The organism is Rhizobium sp. BR 314 (assembly GCF_047445805.1).
In the GTDB taxonomy this organism is placed as follows: Bacteria; Pseudomonadota; Alphaproteobacteria; order Rhizobiales; family Rhizobiaceae; genus Rhizobium; species Rhizobium lusitanum_B.
On record NZ_JARWLA010000005.1, the window covers coordinates 108,869 to 126,243 of the forward strand.

The 17,375-nt window shown below is 60.5% G+C and carries 17 protein-coding genes; 10 read left to right on the forward strand and 7 right to left on the reverse strand.

From position 1 onward, the window contains the following. The first annotated feature begins 100 nt into the window (after positions 1-100). The 10 genes from QD461_RS09245 (at position 101) to QD461_RS09290 (ending at position 10,180) form a co-directional block, all read left to right on the forward strand. Positions 101-1,117, forward strand: a complete 1,017-nt coding sequence (locus QD461_RS09245; RefSeq protein ID WP_414087468.1) for a fumarylacetoacetate hydrolase family protein — start codon at positions 101-103, stop codon at positions 1,115-1,117. A gap of 5 nt (positions 1,118-1,122) precedes the next feature. Then, a complete protein-coding gene (maiA, locus tag QD461_RS09250; RefSeq protein WP_414087469.1) occupies positions 1,123-1,758 on the forward strand; it encodes a maleylacetoacetate isomerase in 636 nt (211 codons plus the stop codon). A gap of 206 nt (positions 1,759-1,964) precedes the next feature. After that, positions 1,965-3,722 (forward strand): alkaline phosphatase, encoded by a 1,758-nt coding sequence (locus tag QD461_RS09255; protein WP_414087470.1) that lies wholly within the window; start codon positions 1,965-1,967, stop codon positions 3,720-3,722. A 61-nt stretch (positions 3,723-3,783) separates the two neighbouring features. After that, the gene (locus QD461_RS09260; protein ID WP_414087471.1) at positions 3,784-4,260 is read left to right on the forward strand and encodes a hypothetical protein; all 477 of its coding nucleotides are present in this window, start codon (positions 3,784-3,786) and stop codon (positions 4,258-4,260) included. A gap of 5 nt (positions 4,261-4,265) precedes the next feature. Next, positions 4,266-4,952 (forward strand): ABC transporter ATP-binding protein, encoded by a 687-nt coding sequence (locus QD461_RS09265; RefSeq protein WP_414087472.1) that lies wholly within the window; start codon positions 4,266-4,268, stop codon positions 4,950-4,952. Further along, on the forward strand, positions 4,949-6,232 hold the full coding sequence (locus tag QD461_RS09270) for an FtsX-like permease family protein (protein WP_414087473.1): 1,284 nt from the start codon (positions 4,949-4,951) through the stop codon (positions 6,230-6,232). The genes QD461_RS09265 and QD461_RS09270 overlap by 4 nt, the downstream gene beginning before the upstream one ends. 115 nt (positions 6,233-6,347) lie before the next feature. Continuing rightward, a complete protein-coding gene (locus QD461_RS09275) occupies positions 6,348-7,316 on the forward strand; it encodes an ABC transporter substrate-binding protein (protein WP_414087649.1) in 969 nt (322 codons plus the stop codon). Positions 7,317-7,338: 22 nt separating this feature from the next. Further along, entirely contained in the window at positions 7,339-8,343 is a 1,005-nt protein-coding gene (locus QD461_RS09280) for a FecCD family ABC transporter permease (protein ID WP_414087650.1), read from the forward strand. A gap of 23 nt (positions 8,344-8,366) precedes the next feature. Continuing rightward, positions 8,367-9,374, forward strand: a complete 1,008-nt coding sequence (locus QD461_RS09285; protein WP_414087651.1) for a FecCD family ABC transporter permease — start codon at positions 8,367-8,369, stop codon at positions 9,372-9,374. 8 nt (positions 9,375-9,382) lie between these two features. Beyond that, positions 9,383-10,180, forward strand: coding sequence for an ABC transporter ATP-binding protein (locus QD461_RS09290; RefSeq protein WP_414087474.1), 798 nt, complete (start codon positions 9,383-9,385; stop codon positions 10,178-10,180). Here the strand turns inward: QD461_RS09290 and QD461_RS09295 are convergent. From QD461_RS09295 to QD461_RS09325, 7 genes are all read right to left on the reverse strand, one after another. Beyond that, positions 10,161-10,853: a class I SAM-dependent methyltransferase gene (locus tag QD461_RS09295; protein WP_414087475.1), complete on the reverse strand. Its 693-nt coding sequence runs from the start codon at positions 10,851-10,853 to the stop codon at positions 10,161-10,163. The genes QD461_RS09290 and QD461_RS09295 overlap by 20 nt on opposite strands. A gap of 138 nt (positions 10,854-10,991) precedes the next feature. Then, on the reverse strand, positions 10,992-12,059 hold the full coding sequence (locus QD461_RS09300) for an ABC transporter ATP-binding protein (RefSeq protein ID WP_414087476.1): 1,068 nt from the start codon (positions 12,057-12,059) through the stop codon (positions 10,992-10,994). A 30-nt stretch (positions 12,060-12,089) separates the two neighbouring features. Beyond that, complete coding sequence (locus QD461_RS09305; RefSeq protein WP_414087477.1) at positions 12,090-12,944, reverse strand: carbohydrate ABC transporter permease; 855 nt, start codon at positions 12,942-12,944, stop codon at positions 12,090-12,092. Continuing rightward, on the reverse strand, positions 12,934-13,839 hold the full coding sequence (locus tag QD461_RS09310; RefSeq protein WP_414087652.1) for a carbohydrate ABC transporter permease: 906 nt from the start codon (positions 13,837-13,839) through the stop codon (positions 12,934-12,936). Before QD461_RS09310 ends, QD461_RS09305 begins: the two co-directional genes overlap by 11 nt. A 97-nt stretch (positions 13,840-13,936) precedes the next feature. Next, complete coding sequence (locus tag QD461_RS09315) at positions 13,937-15,151, reverse strand: ABC transporter substrate-binding protein (RefSeq protein ID WP_414087478.1); 1,215 nt, start codon at positions 15,149-15,151, stop codon at positions 13,937-13,939. A gap of 84 nt (positions 15,152-15,235) precedes the next feature. Further along, positions 15,236-16,021: a DUF4037 domain-containing protein gene (locus QD461_RS09320; RefSeq protein WP_414087479.1), complete on the reverse strand. Its 786-nt coding sequence runs from the start codon at positions 16,019-16,021 to the stop codon at positions 15,236-15,238. Between the two features lie 32 nt (positions 16,022-16,053). Beyond that, positions 16,054-17,373, reverse strand: a complete 1,320-nt coding sequence (locus QD461_RS09325; protein ID WP_414087480.1) for an alpha-L-fucosidase — start codon at positions 17,371-17,373, stop codon at positions 16,054-16,056. Between the last annotated feature and the right edge of the window lie 2 nt (positions 17,374-17,375).

A 17,375-nucleotide genomic window follows, 5' to 3' on the forward strand; every position in this document is an offset into this window, starting at 1 on the left:
AGTGTGAAGCGGTCTTGCGGCAACGACATGCGAAAAATTTGGGGCCTAAAGCGCGTTTGGCTCTTTAGGCCTGCGCATTCTCTGACAGTGGAACCGGAACATGAAGCTTGCGACTTTGAAAGACTCCACCAGAGACGGCCGGCTCGTCGTCGTCTCGCGCGATCTCACCCTCTGCTCCGAGGTCGGTCATATCGCCCGCACCCTGCAGGCAGCGCTCGATGACTGGGAGCATGTGGCGCCGAGGCTCGCGCGTGTTGCCGAAGGGATCGAAACGGGTGCCCAGCCGACGATCCGGTTTCATGAACACGATGCCGCATCGCCGTTGCCGCGCGCCTATCAATGGGCCGACGGCTCGGCCTACGTCAACCATGTGGAACTCGTGCGCAAAGCACGTAACGCCGAGATGCCCGAGAGTTTCTGGGTCGATCCGCTAATGTATCAAGGCGGCTCGGATGGTTTCCTCGCGCCGCGCGATCCGATCGCCGCTGTTGACGAAGCCTATGGGATCGACATGGAAGGTGAGGTGGCGGTCATCGTCGGCGATGTCGCCATGGGCTCCAGTCCCGAGGTTGCCCGACAGGCAATCCGCCTGGTGATGCTCGTCAACGACGTGTCGCTGCGCGGCCTGATCCCGCAGGAACTGGCAAAGGGTTTCGGCTTCTTCCAGTCGAAGCCGGCCTCAACTTTCTCCCCGGTCGCGGTTACGCCCAACGAGTTGGGAGACGCATGGGATGGCGGCAAGCTGCACCTGCCGCTGCGCGTCGTGCTGAACGGCAAGCTCTTCGGCAGGGCGAATGCCGGCGTCGACATGACATTTGATTTCGGGCAACTGGTTGCGCATGCGGCCAAGACCCGCAACCTTGTTGCCGGTACGATCATCGGCTCGGGGACTGTGTCCAACAAGCTTGATGGCGGGCCGGGCAGGCCGGTCGAAAATGGTGGCGACGGCTATTCCTGCATAGCCGAGATCCGCATGATCGAGACGATCGAGACCGGAGCTGCGCAGACGCCCTTCATGCGCTTCGGCGATCAAGTTCGCATCGAAATGCTTGATCGTGCCGGCCATTCGATCTTCGGTGCGATCGAACAGGCCGTGCAGAAATACGAAGGACCTTAGCCGCGATGAACGACGTCGTTCTTTACGACTACTGGAGGTCATCGGCGAGCTATCGTGTTCGCATCGCGCTCAACATGCTCGGGATCGGCTACAGGACAGTGCCGATCAACCTGCTGGAAGGCAAGCAAAAGAGTGCCGAATATCTGGAGCTTAACCCGCAGGGCTTTGTTCCGACGCTGGTGATCGATGGGCAGGTGATGACGCAGTCGCTCTCCATCATCGAATATCTGGCAGAGCTTCGGCCGGAGCGCAGGCTATTGCCGGCCGGTATTGCAGACCGCCAGCATGTGCGGGCGCTTGCCTACGCAATCGCCATGGACATTCATCCCATTTGCAATATGCACGTCGCAGCCTATGTCGCGACCATGACAGAAAGGGCAGAGGCTCGCGAAGAATGGATGAGGCATTTCATCGCCGATGGGCTTCGCAAGCTCGAGCATATGTTGCGCAAGTTTGACGACGCCTTCAGTTATGGTGATACGCCGACCATGGCGGATATCTGCCTCGTCCCTCAAGTCTATAATGCTCGCCGCTGGGGAGTTGATCTGACCGACCTCGGGCGCATTGTCGAGATCGACGGCAGATGCGCCAAACTGTCTGGCTTTCAGGCCGCGCATCCGGACCGCGCGAAGCCTGAGTGAAGGATCTCAGGCGTATCTGCTGTCGTCACATGGTCGGCAGCAATTGTCGATTCATTCCGCCATTTTAGGTGCTGACCATACAATCAGCATTCCTTAGCGAGTTCCCATCTGGAATTGCTGGTTGCAGAAAGTCGCTCTTTTTTATGCGATTGTCATACGGCTTTTATAAGGGAGAGGAGGAAGTAACCAAGACGCGGGGGTATTCAATGCGTAGACTTCTTCTTTCCATGCTGGCGGCGACCGTGCTGTCGGGGGCGGCCAATGCCACGACGATCTATCCGTTGGACCGGGCAACGGTACTGGTCGGCTCGCCCTTTGATTTCAAGGTTGAATTCAGCAAGGTCGTCAAGCCGGAAGACGTGAAAGTCACGATCAACGGCGAGAGCTACGACGCCGTATTTGGCAAGACGGCCAATTTCGTCGCCGAGGAAAAGGGCGCGGAGGACAAGGTCCTCGGATCGGCACTGATCCTGCGCGGCATCAAGATCGCCAAGCCCGGCCAGTACAAGGTTGAGGTTGCAGCTGGCGACGAGAAGAAGTCGGTCAACTGGGAAGTCTACGGTACGTCGGCCGCGCCCAAGGCCAAAAACATCATCTTCCTGCTAGGCGACGGTTTGTCTGTTGCGCATCGCACCGGCGCCCGCATCATGTCCAAAGGCATGACCGAAGGCAAGGCCAACGGCCGTCTCGCCATGGACGACGTTCCGCCGGTCGCCTTCATCGGCACTTCCTCGACCTCCGCCATCGCGACCGACAGCGCCAACACCATGTCGGCCTACATGACCGGTCACAAGTCCGCCGTAAACGCGCTCGGCGTCTACGCCGACCGTACGCCGGCGAGCCTTGATGATCCGAAGGTCGAAACTATCGGTGAAGCACTGCGCCGCACCGGCAAGAAGTCGCTCGGCATCGTAACCACTGCCGAAGTCGAAGACGCGACGCCGGCAGCGCTCGTCTCCCACACCCGCAAGCGCGGCGACAAGGCTGAGATCGTTGGCATGATGTACGACGTCAAGCCGGACGTCCTGCTCGGCGGCGGCTCGGCCTACTTCCTGGCCAAGAGCGTACCCGGTTCCAAGCGCAAGGACGACAAGGACTATATCGCGCTCTTCAAGGATGCCGGCTACGCCGTTGCCACCGACAAGAACGAACTGGCTACTGCCGCCGGCTCCAACCAGGACAAGCTGCTCGGGCTCTTCCACACCGGCAACCTCGATGTGACGCTCGATCGCGAGTTCCTCAAGAAGGGCACCGTCGACAAGTTCCCGAACCAGCCGGGCCTCGTCGACATGACCAAGGTTGCGCTCGACAAGCTCGCTAAGAACCCGGAAGGCTTCTTCCTGATGGTCGAAGGCGCATCCATCGACAAGATGAGCCATCCGCTCGACTGGGATCGCGCCTTATTTGACACGATCGAGTTCGACAAGGCCGTAGCTGTTGCGCGCGAATTCCAGGCCAAGAACCCGGATACGCTCGTCGTCGTCACCGGCGATCATACGCACGGCGTCTCCATCATCGGCACCGTCGACGATAACAAGCCGGGTACGGAAATGCGCGAGAAGGTCGGCACTTATGCTGCCGCTGGCTTCCCGAACTACGAAGACAAGGATGGCGATGGCTATCCGGATCGCGTCGACGTTTCCCGCCGCCTGTTCCTCGCCGCCAACAACGGCCCGGATCACTACGAGACCTTCCGTCCGAAGCTCGACGGCCCGTTCGTCCCGGCAATCCAGAACGAGAAGAAGGAATATGTTGCGAACGAGGCTTACAAGGACGTGCCCGGTGCCGTCTTCGTTCAGGGCAACCTTCCGAAGGATGAAGATAGCGGCGTTCATGCTGTAGACGATATCGTTCTCCAGGCTGCCGGCCCCGGTGCCGACGGTTTCCGCGGCTACATGGAACAGAGCGACGTCTATCGCGTGCTGGCCGACACCTTCGCGTTCGGCGCCGAGAAGAAGATGTAAGCCTGCCGATATCGGCGAATTGGGACAGGCGGCACAAAGGCCGCCTGTCCCTCGACAGTTTATGGGGGTTCTCTTGTCTCAGAAAAAGACCGCGGGCATCAGCCGCCGGGCATTGCTGACCGCCGCTGCCGTGCTGCCGATGATGGGACCTGCCATCAGCCTGAAGGCCGCCGAAAAGCTGGGCTTTGGGGAGCTCTACAAGAGTTTCGGACCGCTTGGTCTCGAATTCTCCGACAAGGTGAAGCAGTTGAGGGGAAAGGATGTCGCGATCAGCGGCTTCATGGCGCCGCCGTTGAAGGCCGAGGCTGCCTTCTTCGTGCTGACGGAAATTCCGATGTCGCTTTGCCCATTCTGCTCGTCCGATGCCGATTGGCCAGACAATATCATGGTGGTCTATCTCTCGGCCAAGCAGACCTTCGTGCAATACAACGCGCCGATCGTGGCGCGGGGCGTGTTGGAGTTCGGCTCGTGGACGGATCCGGAAACCGGCTTCATCAGCCAATTGCGCCTTAGGGAAGCATCTTTCAGGACTGTCTGACGCTTATGCTTGCACTCGATATTTCCGCGCTTGAAATGCAGTTTCTAGGTTTGGCCGAGCCCGTGCTGGCCATCGAAAGGTTTCACCTGCCGGCGGGTGGCCGGCTTGCGATCACCGGCGCTTCGGGCTCCGGCAAGAGTACCTTCGTCAATGCCATAACCGGCCTCGAGACCATCACGCGGGGGAATATTCGCTGGAACGACCATGAGATGGCGCGTCTTTCCTCTGGAAAGCGCGATGCGTTCCGCGCCCGCAACATCGGCCTCGTCATGCAGGATTTTCATCTGTTCCCAGGCCTTTCCGCTTTCGAGAATGTGGTGCTTCCAGTTCGCCTCTCCCGCCGTCTGACATCGGCCGAGCGCGACCGCGCCTCCTACCTGCTGGCTGCGACAGGCATTGTCCGTTCGTCGCAGAGGATTGAAACCATGTCGCGGGGAGAGATGCAGCGCATTGCCGTTGCGCGCGCCCTTTTGCAGCGTCCGGGCGTCGTGATTGCGGACGAGCCGACGGCGAGTCTCGATCGTCAGGCGGGGAGCGAGGTTGCGGAGCTTCTGCTGAAGCTTGCCGCTGAAGAGGGAGCGACACTCATCGTCGTTACGCATGACGACGCGCTTGCAGAGCGTCTCGGGCGCCGGATCAAACTGAAAAGCGGTCGCATCGAGGAAGAAAGCCGAGAGGTTGCCGCGCAATGATGACTTTCATTCTCGCCGATCTGCGCCGCTTCTGGAGCGGGGCACTTGCCGTCGTGGTGCTGATCGCCTTGTCGATTGCGCTGAGCGTTACCGTGACACTTCAGGAACGCGCTGTCCGTCTTGGAAGTGCGCGGGCCGCCGAGAAGTTCGACCTGCTTGTCGGAGCGGCCGGAAGCGAGACCCAGCTGGCGCTCTCTGCCGTGTTTCTGCAGCCTGCACCGTTGCCGCTGATGGAAGGCGCCGTTCTCGCGCGCCTCGCCGGTGATCCGCGTGTCGAACTGGCGGCGCCCGTTGGCTTCGGCGATTCCGCCTATGGCTTCCCGATCGTCGGCACCACGACGAAGCTGATTTCAGCGTTGTCACCGTCTCTGACACAGGGCGTGCTTTTCGCGCGTCTCGGCGAGGCGGTCGTCGGTTCGGATGTTAGCTTGTCGGTCGGGGCTGCAATCAAGCCAATGCACGGCACGGCCGAAACCGGCGGCGAAACCCATACGGCGATTGCCTACAAGGTTACCGGCCGCATGGGGCCGACGGGCACAGCCTGGGATCGGGCGATCCTCGTGCCGATCCGCGCCGTCTGGCAATTGCACGGCATGCATGGGCAGGAGCATCATGACCACGAGCACGATGAGGCAGAGCCACATCGAGCCGGAGCGCAAGATCAAGGTCACGACCGTGACCATGGCCACGCGCATGGCCAAGTGGATGCCGATGCGCCGCTAGACGAGCAGTTCGATGCGCAGGCGCCCGGTTTGCCGGCCGTTCTCGTCAAACCGAAAACGATTGCCGATGCTTACCGGCTTCGGCAGGAATATCGAACGGGAGCCACGCTCGGTGTCTTTCCCGGCGAAGTACTGACAAGGCTCTATGCGACATTGGGCGATGCCCGCAGCCTCTTGCTGGCAATCGCGCTTGGTACGCAGGGGATCGTGATCGCCGCCATCGTGCTCGTTACGGTCATGCATGTCGGTTCACGGCGGCGACAGATCGGCGCATTGCGCGCGCTTGGCGCGCCTGTCCGTTCGATCGTGGGAATCGTTTGGGGCGAACTGTTCATTCTGTTTGCGGTAGGTATCGCATTAGGAATCGCGCTTGGCTACGTCGCAGCACTGGCTATCTCGGCGCGGCTGGCTGTCGCGACTGCTGTCCGCTTGCCGGTCGGCTTCGCGCTTGACGATGCGTGGCTCATCGGCGGCTTTCTGGCCGTTGCCGCTCTCATCTCCATCGTGCCTGCTTTCAGCGCCTTGCGCTCAAGCCCTGCCGCTGCGTTGCGCGCCTGACGATCAAGCGCTTCGCGGTGCCGCGGCTCCACGAAGAGTAGCGAAAATAAACTGGATTGCAAAACTCTTCTTTATTGACTAAAGCCATCTCGCGCATCTGATGGAGGATCCCGTGATGGCGAACAGTGCCCGTAAAATCGCATCAATTTTCGGTCTGCTCGCCGTAATGGCAGCCAGTTCCGCTGCGGCAGAGAATGCAAAAACCGTTTCGGTGACGGACGATCGCGGTATCAAGGTCGAGGTGCAGGCACAGCCGAAGCGGATCGCGGCAATCTCCTATTTTGCTGATGATGTGGCGCTTGCCCTCGGCATCAAGCCGGTCGCCAGCACGTATATGACGGCGGGCCGGCAGCCGGATTTCCTCCTTGGCCTGACTTCGCAAATGGCGCAGATCGGCCAGCGCGCCAAACCCAATCTGGAACTGTTGTCGCAGGCCAAACCGGATCTCATCGTCGCGATCCGCCGCTATACGGTCGGCAACGCGCCGCAGCTGGAAAAGATCGCGCCTTACGTTGCCTATAATATGGAGCTCCTGACCGAGAGCGATAAGGAAATCACCGAATTCTCGAAGATCCTCGGCATGCCAGAGCGTGGGTTGCAGCTCAACGTCGATTTCCACAAGCACCTCGATGAGATCTCGGCCAAGGCGCCGAAGAATGTGCATCCGCGCTTTGCGATCATGTGGGGCGGGGAGACGCCCTTCGCCTTCCATACGGAGAACACTGCTGCCTCGATCGTTGCTGCCATCGGTGGCGACAACATTGCCGGGCCAAAGACGCCAAGCGGCCCCTTCGGCATCGATTTGAGCCTCGAAACTATGCTGGAAAAGGACCCAGAAGTCTTGTTCATCTACGACTCCGGTCCGGATCGCCCGCATGAGAACAACCCGATCTGGCATCAGATGACCGCCGTCAAGAACAAGCGGGTTTTCTATGTCGGGGATCAATGGGTCGAGACCAATGGTCCGATCGCACGCGAAATCGTGCTGCGCGAGGCCGCGCATTATCTCTATCCGGATGCTTTCCCGGCCGTCGATGTAAGGGCGGAAGCTGCCAAGATCATTCCTGCCGAAATTCAGAAGTAAAATGCTTCGGGCCGTGGCGGCGATGGATACCCGCAAATCACTGGTGGTGATCGCACTCCTCGCTGCCGCGACCCTGCTCATCGTCTTCATCGGCCTGCTGCCCGGCGCGAAAGTCCTAACGGGTTCGGATGCCATTCGCGTTCTTCTAAACCCGGATGGCAAGGTCGATTCCATTCTTGTCTGGACGCTGCGGCTGCCGCGAAGTCTTGCCGCAGCCGTTACCGGCGTCGGGCTTGCGGTCTCGGGCTATCTCCTGCAGACCTTGACCCGAAATCCCCTTGCCGATCCCGGAATTACCGGCGTCACGGCCGGCGCGATTACCCCGATCGTCTGCTGTTTCGTTTTCCTCCCCTGGCTGTCCTCCACCCTCTATCCCTTCGTTGGCCTTGCGGGCGGCTTGGCGGCAGCGGCCGTCACCTTCTGGGTCTCGAAGGGCGGGCAAGGGCGGCCATTGCATTTGGCGCTCGGCGGCGTCAGCATCTCGCTGTTCCTCGGTGCAATCACGATCTACGTGCTGCTTCTGACCGGGCCGCAATCGACATCGCTTCTGTTCTGGCTCTCCGGCGGCTTTCAGGGACGCTCCTGGTCGCATCTTAGCTATATGCTTCCCTGGGTCGTCATCGGCGTTGGGGGCGCCTTGGCGCTGCATCGTGTGATCGGCATGTTCGCACTCAGCGATCACGCCGCCGCCGGCATGGGTGTGCAGCTCACTCTCTGGAAGCCGGTGCTGCTCGTGCTCGGCATCTGTCCCGTCGCCGGCGTTGCGCCGGTTGCCGGGCCGGTCGCCTTCGTGGGGCTTTCGGCGCCGCATATCGCGCGTATGCTGAAGCCGCGCGGTGCGGCATGGGAAATCGCGCTTTGCGCCGCCATCGGAGCGCTGATCGTGACGGTCGCCGACCTCGTCGCCCGCACGGTCGCCATCCCGAAGGAACTGCCCGTCGGCATCATCACCGCGCTGATCGGCGGCCCCGTCTTCATCTATCTCATCCAGCGCGGCCACCTGCAAGTCAGGGGGCATGGTCTATGACTGTGGACGCTCACGTCCCCCATATGCCGCGAAGAGGCATGCTGCCGGTCGTCAGCATCATCGCGCTTCTGTCCCTGATTGCCGCGACCTTCCTCGGTGTCGTCGATCTGCCGGCGGCCGATGTGCTTGCTGTCTTGAGCGGCAGGGGTTCGCCCGAGGCACAATCGATCATTCTCGACATCCGGCTGCCGCGCATCGTCACCGGTATCCTTGCCGGCGTTCAGTTCGGCGTCGCCGGTCTGCTCTTGCAGACGATTACGCGAAATCCGCTCGCTGACCCCTCGTTGATGGGGGTGTCTCAAGGTGCGACGTTGACCGTCACGTTGTTCCTGCTGTTTACGGTCTATATCTTCAATCCTGGCGAGAACACGGTGGCGGAGCTGCCGATCGCGTGGCTTCCGGTTGCGGGGCTTGCGGGCGGAATGATCGCCGGCGGCATCATCTATCTGCTCGCCTTTCGGCTTGAACTCAGCCCCCTGCGGATCACGCTCTGCGGCATTGCCATCGGCGCGGTCCTGCATGCGCTTGCCGTCGGCCTTATCGCCGGCTGGGGATCGGCCCGCATCGAGATCATTCTCGAATGGCTTTCGGGCAGTCTTTACGCGCGCACCTGGGATCATGCGCTGTTTCTGCTGCCATTCACCATCGCAGGCTTGCTTGTTTTGCCGGTGATCTATCGGCCCGTAGTCATGCTGCAATTCGATGCGCAGGTCGGCCGTTCGTTCGGCCTGGCCTATCGACGGCAGTTCTCCGTTGTCTTGTTGGTTTCGTGCGCCCTTGCGGCAAGTGCGGTCGGTGCCGTAGGGCCGATCGTCTTTGTCGGGCTCGTCGTTCCGCATCTCGCCCGGTTCCTTGCCGGCCGGCATTTTCCGTTGGTTCTGCCTTTGACAGTCGTCCTCGGTGCCATCTTCGTCACTCTGGGCGACCTGATCGGCCGTCTCGTTGGGCGGGCAGAGGAAGTATCGATCGGTGTGGTCACCGCGATTGTCGGTGTGCCCGTGCTGCTTGTCCTCTTAAGAAAAATTCCCTGAGCTCGCCGATGCCGCTGTCCTGTTCGCAACTCTCAGTCTTCTATGGTCGTCGCAAAGCTCTCGACGGCTTCAGGCTCTCGATGAAACCAGGAGAGATCCGGGCGTTGATCGGCCCGAACGGTTCGGGCAAGAGCACGGCCTTGCAGGCACTTGCCGGCCTGATTGTCCCGGCAGAGGGACAGGTGGCGATCGAGGAAGTCTCGCTCGCATCCATGTCGCGGCGCGCGATCGCCAAGAAGCTTGCCTTCCTGCCGCAGCAGCCGTCGGCACCCGATGAGATGACGATTGCGCAGCTGGTGCAGCAGGGCCGCTTCGCCCATGTCGGGCTGTTTCGCAGCTATGATCGTCGGGATGAAGAAGCGATTGATTGGGCGCTGGAAAGCACCGGGCTCTCAAGCCTTGCTGACCGAACTCTGCGGGAACTTTCCGGTGGCGAGCGGCAGCGAGCCTGGATCTCAGCAGCACTTGCACAGGAAGCTGGCATATTGCTGCTCGACGAGCCGACCTCGTTCCTCGATATCGGCTACCAGGTCGAGGTTCTGGATCTCGTCCATCGCTTGAGCCGGGAGAGGGGTGTCACCGTCATCATGGCGATCCACGACATCAATCAGGCGATTGCCGTCAGCGATCGCATCTCACTGCTGGAAAAAGGCGAGCTGCGTTTCGATGGCGAGCCGAGAGCGCTCGCCGAAAGCGGACTGATCGAAAGGACTTTCCGGGTGAAGGGGCGGTTTGTCCAGGTGAGCCCGGACGCGCCGCCGCATTTCGATGTCGAGCTGACGCGGCTCAGCCAGCCAGAGGCTTGATGAGCCGGAAGACAATTTTCGTCTGCGTGTAATAGTCGAGCGCATCCGCGAAGTCGGGGGTCCAGCCATCTTCAACGAAGGGTATGAAGCCGTCATACTCAAGCTTGCGGCCGGAGACCGCGAAACCTGCCTTGGCAAAGGCGCGTCCATAATCGGAAATCGAGCGATCCTGGACGACGGTGTTCGTGCGCTTGGCGACAAGATCGCGCCACTTCGGCCAAAGCGGATTGTCCGTATGGCAGCCGGTGACGGCATAATAGACGCCGCCTGGCTTCAATGCTTTCCAGATATCCGCTGCGTGCGCATCGATATCCTCGACGAGATAGATGACCTCGTGGCTGATGGCCAGGTCGAACTCTTCCACCCAGCCCTCGAGCGTTCCACCCACCGAATGCTGGACCGGCAGGTTGCCCTTGAAGGCTTCGGCCTTGGCGATCGATTGCTCGGCAATATCGATGCCCAACGCCTTGCGAAAGGGTCTGATGGTATAGAGATGACGCAGAAGACCTCCCTGATTGCAGCCGAAATCGACCACGCTCTTGGCGGACAGATCGCGCTCGACGATCAGGTCGATCAGGTGCCTCCAGATCGGCGCGTGGCCGTCCGACATCCTGTCTTCGGCGTCCGAATCCACATACCAGGTGGCAATCGTCTTCTGGCCCTCTTGGCTCATCAGTTTTCTCTCCAGGCTAAGCAAACCGTGCCCTGTCTTTAAGGCGGAGTCCGAGCCGTGACTAGGTTTTGAAACCCAAAAGCCGTGCCGATAGAAGATTTTATCCGCGGCGGTTGCGCCGAAATTGAAGCTCCGCGGTCAATGCAAGCGCTCTCCGTTCGATGGATCGAACAGATGCGCTTTTGCCGGATCGATCCTGAGCTGGATCGGCTGACCGGCGGATACGGGCGGGCGGTCCCTGACGGCAGCCACGATCGATTGACCGCCGGCCTGCAATTGCAGATGCGTCTCCGATCCAGTCGGCTCGATGATGATCACCTTGGCCTGCACGCCAGCGTCGTCGATGGCAATATGTTCCGGGCGGATGCCGAGCTGGAGAGATCGCCCGAGATGGCGGCGTGCGCTTTCCAGCAGCGGCCAATGCAGGTTTTCCGCGTCCTCCAGTCCAAGAGTTCCGTTTCGGTCGGTTACGATGCCGTCTATGAAGTTCATCGATGGCGATCCGATAAAACCGGCGACGAAGCTGTTGGTCGGTGCGTCGTAGATATCAAGCGGCGAGCCGATCTGTTCGATATGGCCGCCGCGCATGACGACGATGCGGTCGGCCATGGTCATGGCCTCCATCTGATCGTGCGTCACATAGACCATGGTGGTTCCCAATCGCTGGTGAAGTGTCTTGATCTCGGTGCGCATCTGTACCCGCAGCTTAGCATCGAGATTGGACAGCGGCTCGTCGAAGAGGAAGACGGCGGGGTTGCGGACGATGGCGCGCCCCATCGCCACGCGCTGGCGCTGCCCGCCGGACAATTGTCGGGGATAGCGCTCGGGAAGAGCGGCGAGATCGAGGATCGCGGCGGCATCGTTGACCTTTTGCTCGATCTCCTGGCGGCTGCGGCGAGCAAGCTTCAGCGAAAAAGCCATGTTGTCACGCACGGTCATGTGCGGATAGAGCGCATAGGACTGGAACACCATGGCGATGTCCCGCTCATTGGGTTCGAGATCGTTGACGATGCGATCGCCGATTTCGATCTCGCCGTCGCTGATGCTTTCAAGCCCGGCGATCATGCGCAGCAAGGTGGATTTGCCGCAGCCCGAAGGTCCGACGAGCACGACGAATTCGCCATCCTGTGCTGCGACTGAGACGCCATGCAGCACTTCGAGTGCGCCGTAGCGTTTGATGGCGTTGCGAATGGTCAATTTCGCCATGGATCTCTCCCGAAAGTGACGGCCGGTGCTTCAGCGCCCGCCCATGCCCGCATTGAGGGCGATGCTGTTGTAGATAAGCTTTTGTAGGATGATCGCGAGGAAGATCCCTGGAAGCATGGAAAGGGTGGCGCCGGCCATCAGGTAGTTCCACTGCGTTCCCTGTTGCGTCTGGAACAGGGTGAGGCCGACGGGCAGTGTGGCATTGTCGGCGCCTGTCATGACGATCAGCGGCCAGAGGAAGTTGTTCCACTGCCCGATGAAGGTGAAGAGCGACAGAAGGCCGATCGCCGGCATGGACAGCGGCACGATGATGCTGATGAGGATGCGCAGGCGCGAGGCGCCGTCGATCCTTGCTGCTTCCTCCAGCTCCATGGGAATGGAGAGGAAGAACTGCCGCATCAGGAATGCGCCGAAGGTGCCGAAGGAGACAGGCAGGATCACGCCGAGGAAGGTGTTGACGAGGCCAAGTTTGTTGACGATCAGAAACAGCGGAATAATGAGCATTAGCGGCGGCACCATCAGCGTGCCGATGTAACCGAGCAGCAGCGTGTCGCGCCCTCTGAATTTCAGCCGCGCGAAGGCATAGCCGGAGAGACAGGAAACGACGACGGTGACCGCCGTCACGCAGACGGCGATGACGGCGCTGTTGAGGAAGAAGCGGCCGAAGGGCAGCCGGGTCCAGGCGGCGGTAAAATTACCCCATTCGAAGACCTCGGGGAGAATGCGTACCGGTATTGCCGTTACCTCGGCATTCGAGCGTACCGCGTTCGAGACCATCCAGAAGAAGGGAAATAGGAAGGCGATTGCGACGAGCACGATTGCCAGGTGATTGATGACGTCAAGCGCCAGCTTCCGGCGCGCTTTGGCTTGGGATTTAAGCGTCATAGTGAACCCATTTGCGCTGGAACCAGAATTGCAGGGCTGTCAGCACCATGATCAGTGCGAACATCACCCAGGCGATGGACGAGGCATAGCCCATCTGGAAGTTCTGAAAGCCGCGTTGGTAGATGGCGTAGCCGAGCGTCGCGGTCGACGATCCCGGGCCGCCCTTGGTCATGACGAAAATCTGATCGAAGACCTGCAGCGAGGTGATCGCCGTCATGACTGTGCCGAAGAACAGTGTTGGCGAGATCAGCGGCAGGCGGATTTTCCAAAACCGGTCCCAGGCCGTAGCGCCGTCGATACGCGCGGCTTCGAGATAGGTTGCTGGCACCATGTCGAGAGCGGCGTTGAAGAGAACCGTGTTATAGCCGATACCGGCCCAGAGCGATGTCAGGACGACTGCCTGCATCGCGAGCGTGCGATCGTTGAGAATGCCTGCAAAGGGTATCGACAGAGCAGCCATCAAGCTGTCGAAAAGACCACCGCTCGTGAAGATCAGCATCCAGACCATGGCAACGGCGATGAGTGGGGTGAAGGTCGGAAGAAAGAAGATCACGCGGAACCAGCGCTGTCCGATCTTCAGGCTTGAGATCCAGGTCGCCAGACCGAGTGAGATGATGATGTTCAGCACCAGATATTCGACGGTGAAGAAGATCGTGTTGCGCATGACCGTCCAGAATTGCGGGTCGGCCGTAAACAGGCGCACATAGTTGGAAACGCCAATGAAGCGCGGCGTGCCGAGCAGCTGCCAATTGGTGAAGCTGAGCGCGATCGAAGCAAGGATCGGCAGGACGAGGAACAGGACGATGCCGATCAAGCTAGGCAGCAGGAAGAACAAGGCGGTCCATCCCTCGCCTCTGAACCATTTGCGCGAACGTGGCCTTGATCTTGCGAGCATATCGGTATGTTTGCCCAGCATCATGGGCCTCTCCTTTCCGGCGATGGCGCTGCGGTCGAGCGAGTGAGCCCGGTCGCAGGCCGGCGAGATGCCCGGTCTATGGAAGCTGGCTCTGAATGTCGCTGAGCACGCCTGCGGGTTTGGAGTCTCCCGTTAGCGCCAGCGGTACATATTGCATCACCAGATTTTCGAACTGGTTCCATTTCTCGTTGATACGGAACGGTGTGGTGTGGGCGAACATGTATTCCAGCGTGTCGCGCGTACCGGCGACATTCTTGGCAGCGCCGTCATACCAGGACGTCTGCTGTGCGAGCCGTGCCGGCAGCGCGCGTCCGGCCGCGCCGAGGATTTCCGCTGCCTTCGGACCAGTCAGCACCTGTAACGCCTTGAAGGCGGCATCCTTGTGCTGGCTGGTGGCGGAAATGCCCCAGCCGGAACCGGCGGTGAGGAAACGCGAGGGTCCCGTTCCGCGCGGCAGCGGCGCGATGCCGATCTTGAAATTGACGTTAGCTTGCCCGGTAATCAACGACCAGGGGCCGTCGATATACATGGCGACATTGCCGGAGGCGAAGCGGCCGCTTGCGGCCGAGGCGTCGGCGGCGGAAGCAAAGACGGGCGAGAGTTTGTCCTTGGAGGTGAGATCGGCATATCTGCTGAACGCATCGACAAATCCGGCATTGGTGAGGTCGAATTCGTTATCGGCATTGAAATAGTCGGCACCGAGCGCGACAGGGCCTGCAATGAAATCGAAGGCCTGGGTGCCGTAACCATAGGTTCCATCCTTGGTCAGGGCCTTGGCGTCGGCCTTGAAGTCGTCGAAGGTCCAATCCTTGGCGGGTTCTTTCAGCCCGGCGGCGGTGAATTTGTCGCGGTTGTAGAAGACCATCCACGGGCCGACGTCATAGGGCAGGCCATAGAGTTTACCATCACGGGACAGCCCGGCCATAATCGATGTTTCGAAGTCGGCGATCTTTACGTCGCTCTTTGTCACGTAGTCGTCGAGCGGTGTCAGGATAGAGTAGAAATTCGGTATGCGCATCGACTGCATCGAGACGATATCGGCCACTTCTCCCGATGCCGCCAAGACCGGCAGGCGCGTCCAGTAGTCCGTCCAGCCGGAGAGCTGCAGCTTGACCTTGATGTCGGGATATTGCTGCGTGACCAGGTCCGCCAGCTGCTGCCAGAGCTCCGCGTCGTTCGGCGCTCCCCACATCTGCCAGGTCAGGGTCACGGGAGCATCCTGCGCCTGCGCGCCGATGCCGGATAGCGAACTCGCCGCAAGGGCGGCGGCAAAAATCAATGAACGCTTCATGATGGTTCCTCCTCCTGAATGACTTTGGTTAGTGATGTTCATCACACTCCGGACGCTCCCCTCCGGTTTGGTCTTGCGGCCGGTTCAGGTCGCGATCATCGCCTCCAGGTCGGCAATGAGGCCGATCAATTCCGTTCGCTGGCGCCGCCAGAAATCCGGATCCTGCCCCGGCTCCAGAATGCCGGTCATGCGCTGGAGGAAGTCTGGCGGCAGTCGTTCGAGTTCGGCTGCCATGGGCAAATTCCAGCCATCACCCGGAAAATAGACCCGGTTGAAGGCAAAGACGGTCTGCAGGATGGCATTGGCAAGCTTGCCCGTCAGCCCGACCAGAAAGACGAGATCGCGGCGAACGACCTTGCTTTCATAGTGATAATCCTTGGCCCAGTAGCGCAGAATATCCATGTATTGGCTGAGGACCGAGGCCCTCAGCGCTTCCGGATATTGCGCCAGCTGTCGCTTCCAGCCAGCCAGCAGACCACGTGGATCGGCGATGATCTGCTGGCTCGCAAGGTCCGTCGGCAGATGGTAGCCCCAGATCGTCCATTCGAAGCTTTTAGGCACGACGATACCGGCAAGCCAGGAGTCCAGATCGCGTTGGACGCCGGCGTAGCGCCGCATCCAGACTCCATCCATTCGAATACCCTCGGTCTGCCAGCCTCGCAGCGCGGCATCGAAACGCCGCCACGCTGCGGTTTGGCGAACCTCCGGCCCCCGATAGGCGTCGGCATATACGCGGAAATCGAAATCCGATTGCGCATCCGACCGTCCCTTGCCACGCGAGCCGGCAAGGGCGACGGCGCCGCCGCCGTCTTCCGCCAGATCGGCGATCAGAGGGGTCATCGCGGCTATGAGTTCGGCTTCTCGGCTCATGATGGCACCGGGGCTGGGCTCTGCAATCTCCTTCAGTCTTTCAGGATCAGCTCGATGACCGGCGTCACGACGTCGGGCTTCAGAACTGGCAGTTCAAGCGTCAGGATGCCTTCGCCGACGGCGACGCCGATATTGGAATCGACCTCGGCATCCGGGTCGAGCCAATGAAGCTCGCTGGCATCGTGCAGGAACTGTGCATACTTCACCTTCCGCCCCAGTCCCTCGATGTGGATGTGGCGGAACGGCCAAGTCTGGATGTGCAGATAGAGCCGATTGCCCTTCTGGGTGAAGCGGCAGCCGCTCGGCGCCTTATAGGCGGAAGGGCCGGCGCCGTAGATCGCGCGGCCGTTCAGCCGCATCCATTCGCCATAGGCGTCGAGTGCGGTGATGGCGCGGGCATCGAAGGTGCCACGGCCGGTCGGGCCGACATTCATGAGAAGGTTGCCGCCGAGCGAAACCGTATCGATGAGGATGTTGATGAGCTGGCCGGCGTCCTTCCAACTTGTCTCGTCGCGGTAATAGCCCCAGGAGCCACTGAAGGTGTGGCAGGCTTCCCAGCGCACCGGCAGGCCGGCGACGGTCGGAGCGACGCGCGGGGTATATTGTTCCGGCGTCACCAGATCCGGCATGTGGTCGGCGTCGCGCGGCAGATCGAGACGGTCACCGACAATGATGTCTGGCTGCAACTGACGCACCAGCTTCATCAGGTCGTCGCTTTCCCATTCGGCGCGGCCCTTACCGGGTAGGCCCTTGTAGACGCGGCGGGGATAGCTGAAATCGAACCAGATGACATCGATCTTGCCGAAGTTCGTCAGGAGTTCGGCCACCTGATCGCGCATGTATTTGGCATAGCGCCTGACGTCGCGGCCCTCATTGAGTTTGGCCGCGTCCGGATGATTGCGCTGCGGATGATGCGCGTCAATCGGGAAGTCCGGATGATGCCAGTCGAGCAGGGAGTAGTAGAAGCCGACCTTCAAGCCTTCGGCGCGAAGCGCTTCGACGTAAGGGCCGATCAGATCCTTGCCATAAGGCGTATTGGTGACTTTGTAGTCGGTCACCTTGCTGTCCCAAAGGCAGAAACCTTCATGGTGCTTTGCTGTGAGAACGACATATTTCATGCCGGCCTGGCGTGCGCGGCGCGCCCATTCGCGGGCGTCGTAAAGATCGGGATCGAAGTTGTCGAAATACTTCTGATAGGCTTCAGTGGTGAATTCCTCGCGGTTTTTCAGCCATTCATGGCGTGCGCCGAGGGCGTAAAGTCCGAAGTGGATGAACATGCCGAAGCGGTCACGTCCAAACCATGCCTTGCCATCGGCCAAATTCTGGCCGCCACTGATCGCTGCGTCGCTCACAC

Coding starts and splice junctions, on each gene's coding strand:
- QD461_RS09295 (WP_414087475.1), bottom strand. CDS start 10,853: ATGAGCCAAGAGGGCCAGAAGACGATTGCCACCTGGTATGTGGATTCG.
- QD461_RS09315 (WP_414087478.1), bottom strand. CDS start 15,151: ATGAAGCGTTCATTGATTTTTGCCGCCGCCCTTGCGGCGAGTTCGCTA.
- QD461_RS09290 (WP_414087474.1), top strand. CDS start 9,383: ATGCCGCTGTCCTGTTCGCAACTCTCAGTCTTCTATGGTCGTCGCAAA.
- QD461_RS09275 (WP_414087649.1), top strand. CDS start 6,348: ATGGCGAACAGTGCCCGTAAAATCGCATCAATTTTCGGTCTGCTCGCC.
- QD461_RS09300 (WP_414087476.1), bottom strand. CDS start 12,059: ATGGCGAAATTGACCATTCGCAACGCCATCAAACGCTACGGCGCACTC.
- QD461_RS09270 (WP_414087473.1), top strand. CDS start 4,949: ATGATGACTTTCATTCTCGCCGATCTGCGCCGCTTCTGGAGCGGGGCA.
- QD461_RS09255 (WP_414087470.1), top strand. CDS start 1,965: ATGCGTAGACTTCTTCTTTCCATGCTGGCGGCGACCGTGCTGTCGGGG.
- QD461_RS09280 (WP_414087650.1), top strand. CDS start 7,339: ATGGATACCCGCAAATCACTGGTGGTGATCGCACTCCTCGCTGCCGCG.
- QD461_RS09265 (WP_414087472.1), top strand. CDS start 4,266: ATGCTTGCACTCGATATTTCCGCGCTTGAAATGCAGTTTCTAGGTTTG.
- QD461_RS09245 (WP_414087468.1), top strand. CDS start 101: ATGAAGCTTGCGACTTTGAAAGACTCCACCAGAGACGGCCGGCTCGTC.
- QD461_RS09305 (WP_414087477.1), bottom strand. CDS start 12,944: ATGACGCTTAAATCCCAAGCCAAAGCGCGCCGGAAGCTGGCGCTTGAC.
- QD461_RS09310 (WP_414087652.1), bottom strand. CDS start 13,839: ATGCTCGCAAGATCAAGGCCACGTTCGCGCAAATGGTTCAGAGGCGAG.
- QD461_RS09285 (WP_414087651.1), top strand. CDS start 8,367: ATGCCGCGAAGAGGCATGCTGCCGGTCGTCAGCATCATCGCGCTTCTG.
- QD461_RS09260 (WP_414087471.1), top strand. CDS start 3,784: ATGGGGGTTCTCTTGTCTCAGAAAAAGACCGCGGGCATCAGCCGCCGG.
- maiA (WP_414087469.1), top strand. CDS start 1,123: ATGAACGACGTCGTTCTTTACGACTACTGGAGGTCATCGGCGAGCTAT.
- QD461_RS09320 (WP_414087479.1), bottom strand. CDS start 16,021: ATGAGCCGAGAAGCCGAACTCATAGCCGCGATGACCCCTCTGATCGCC.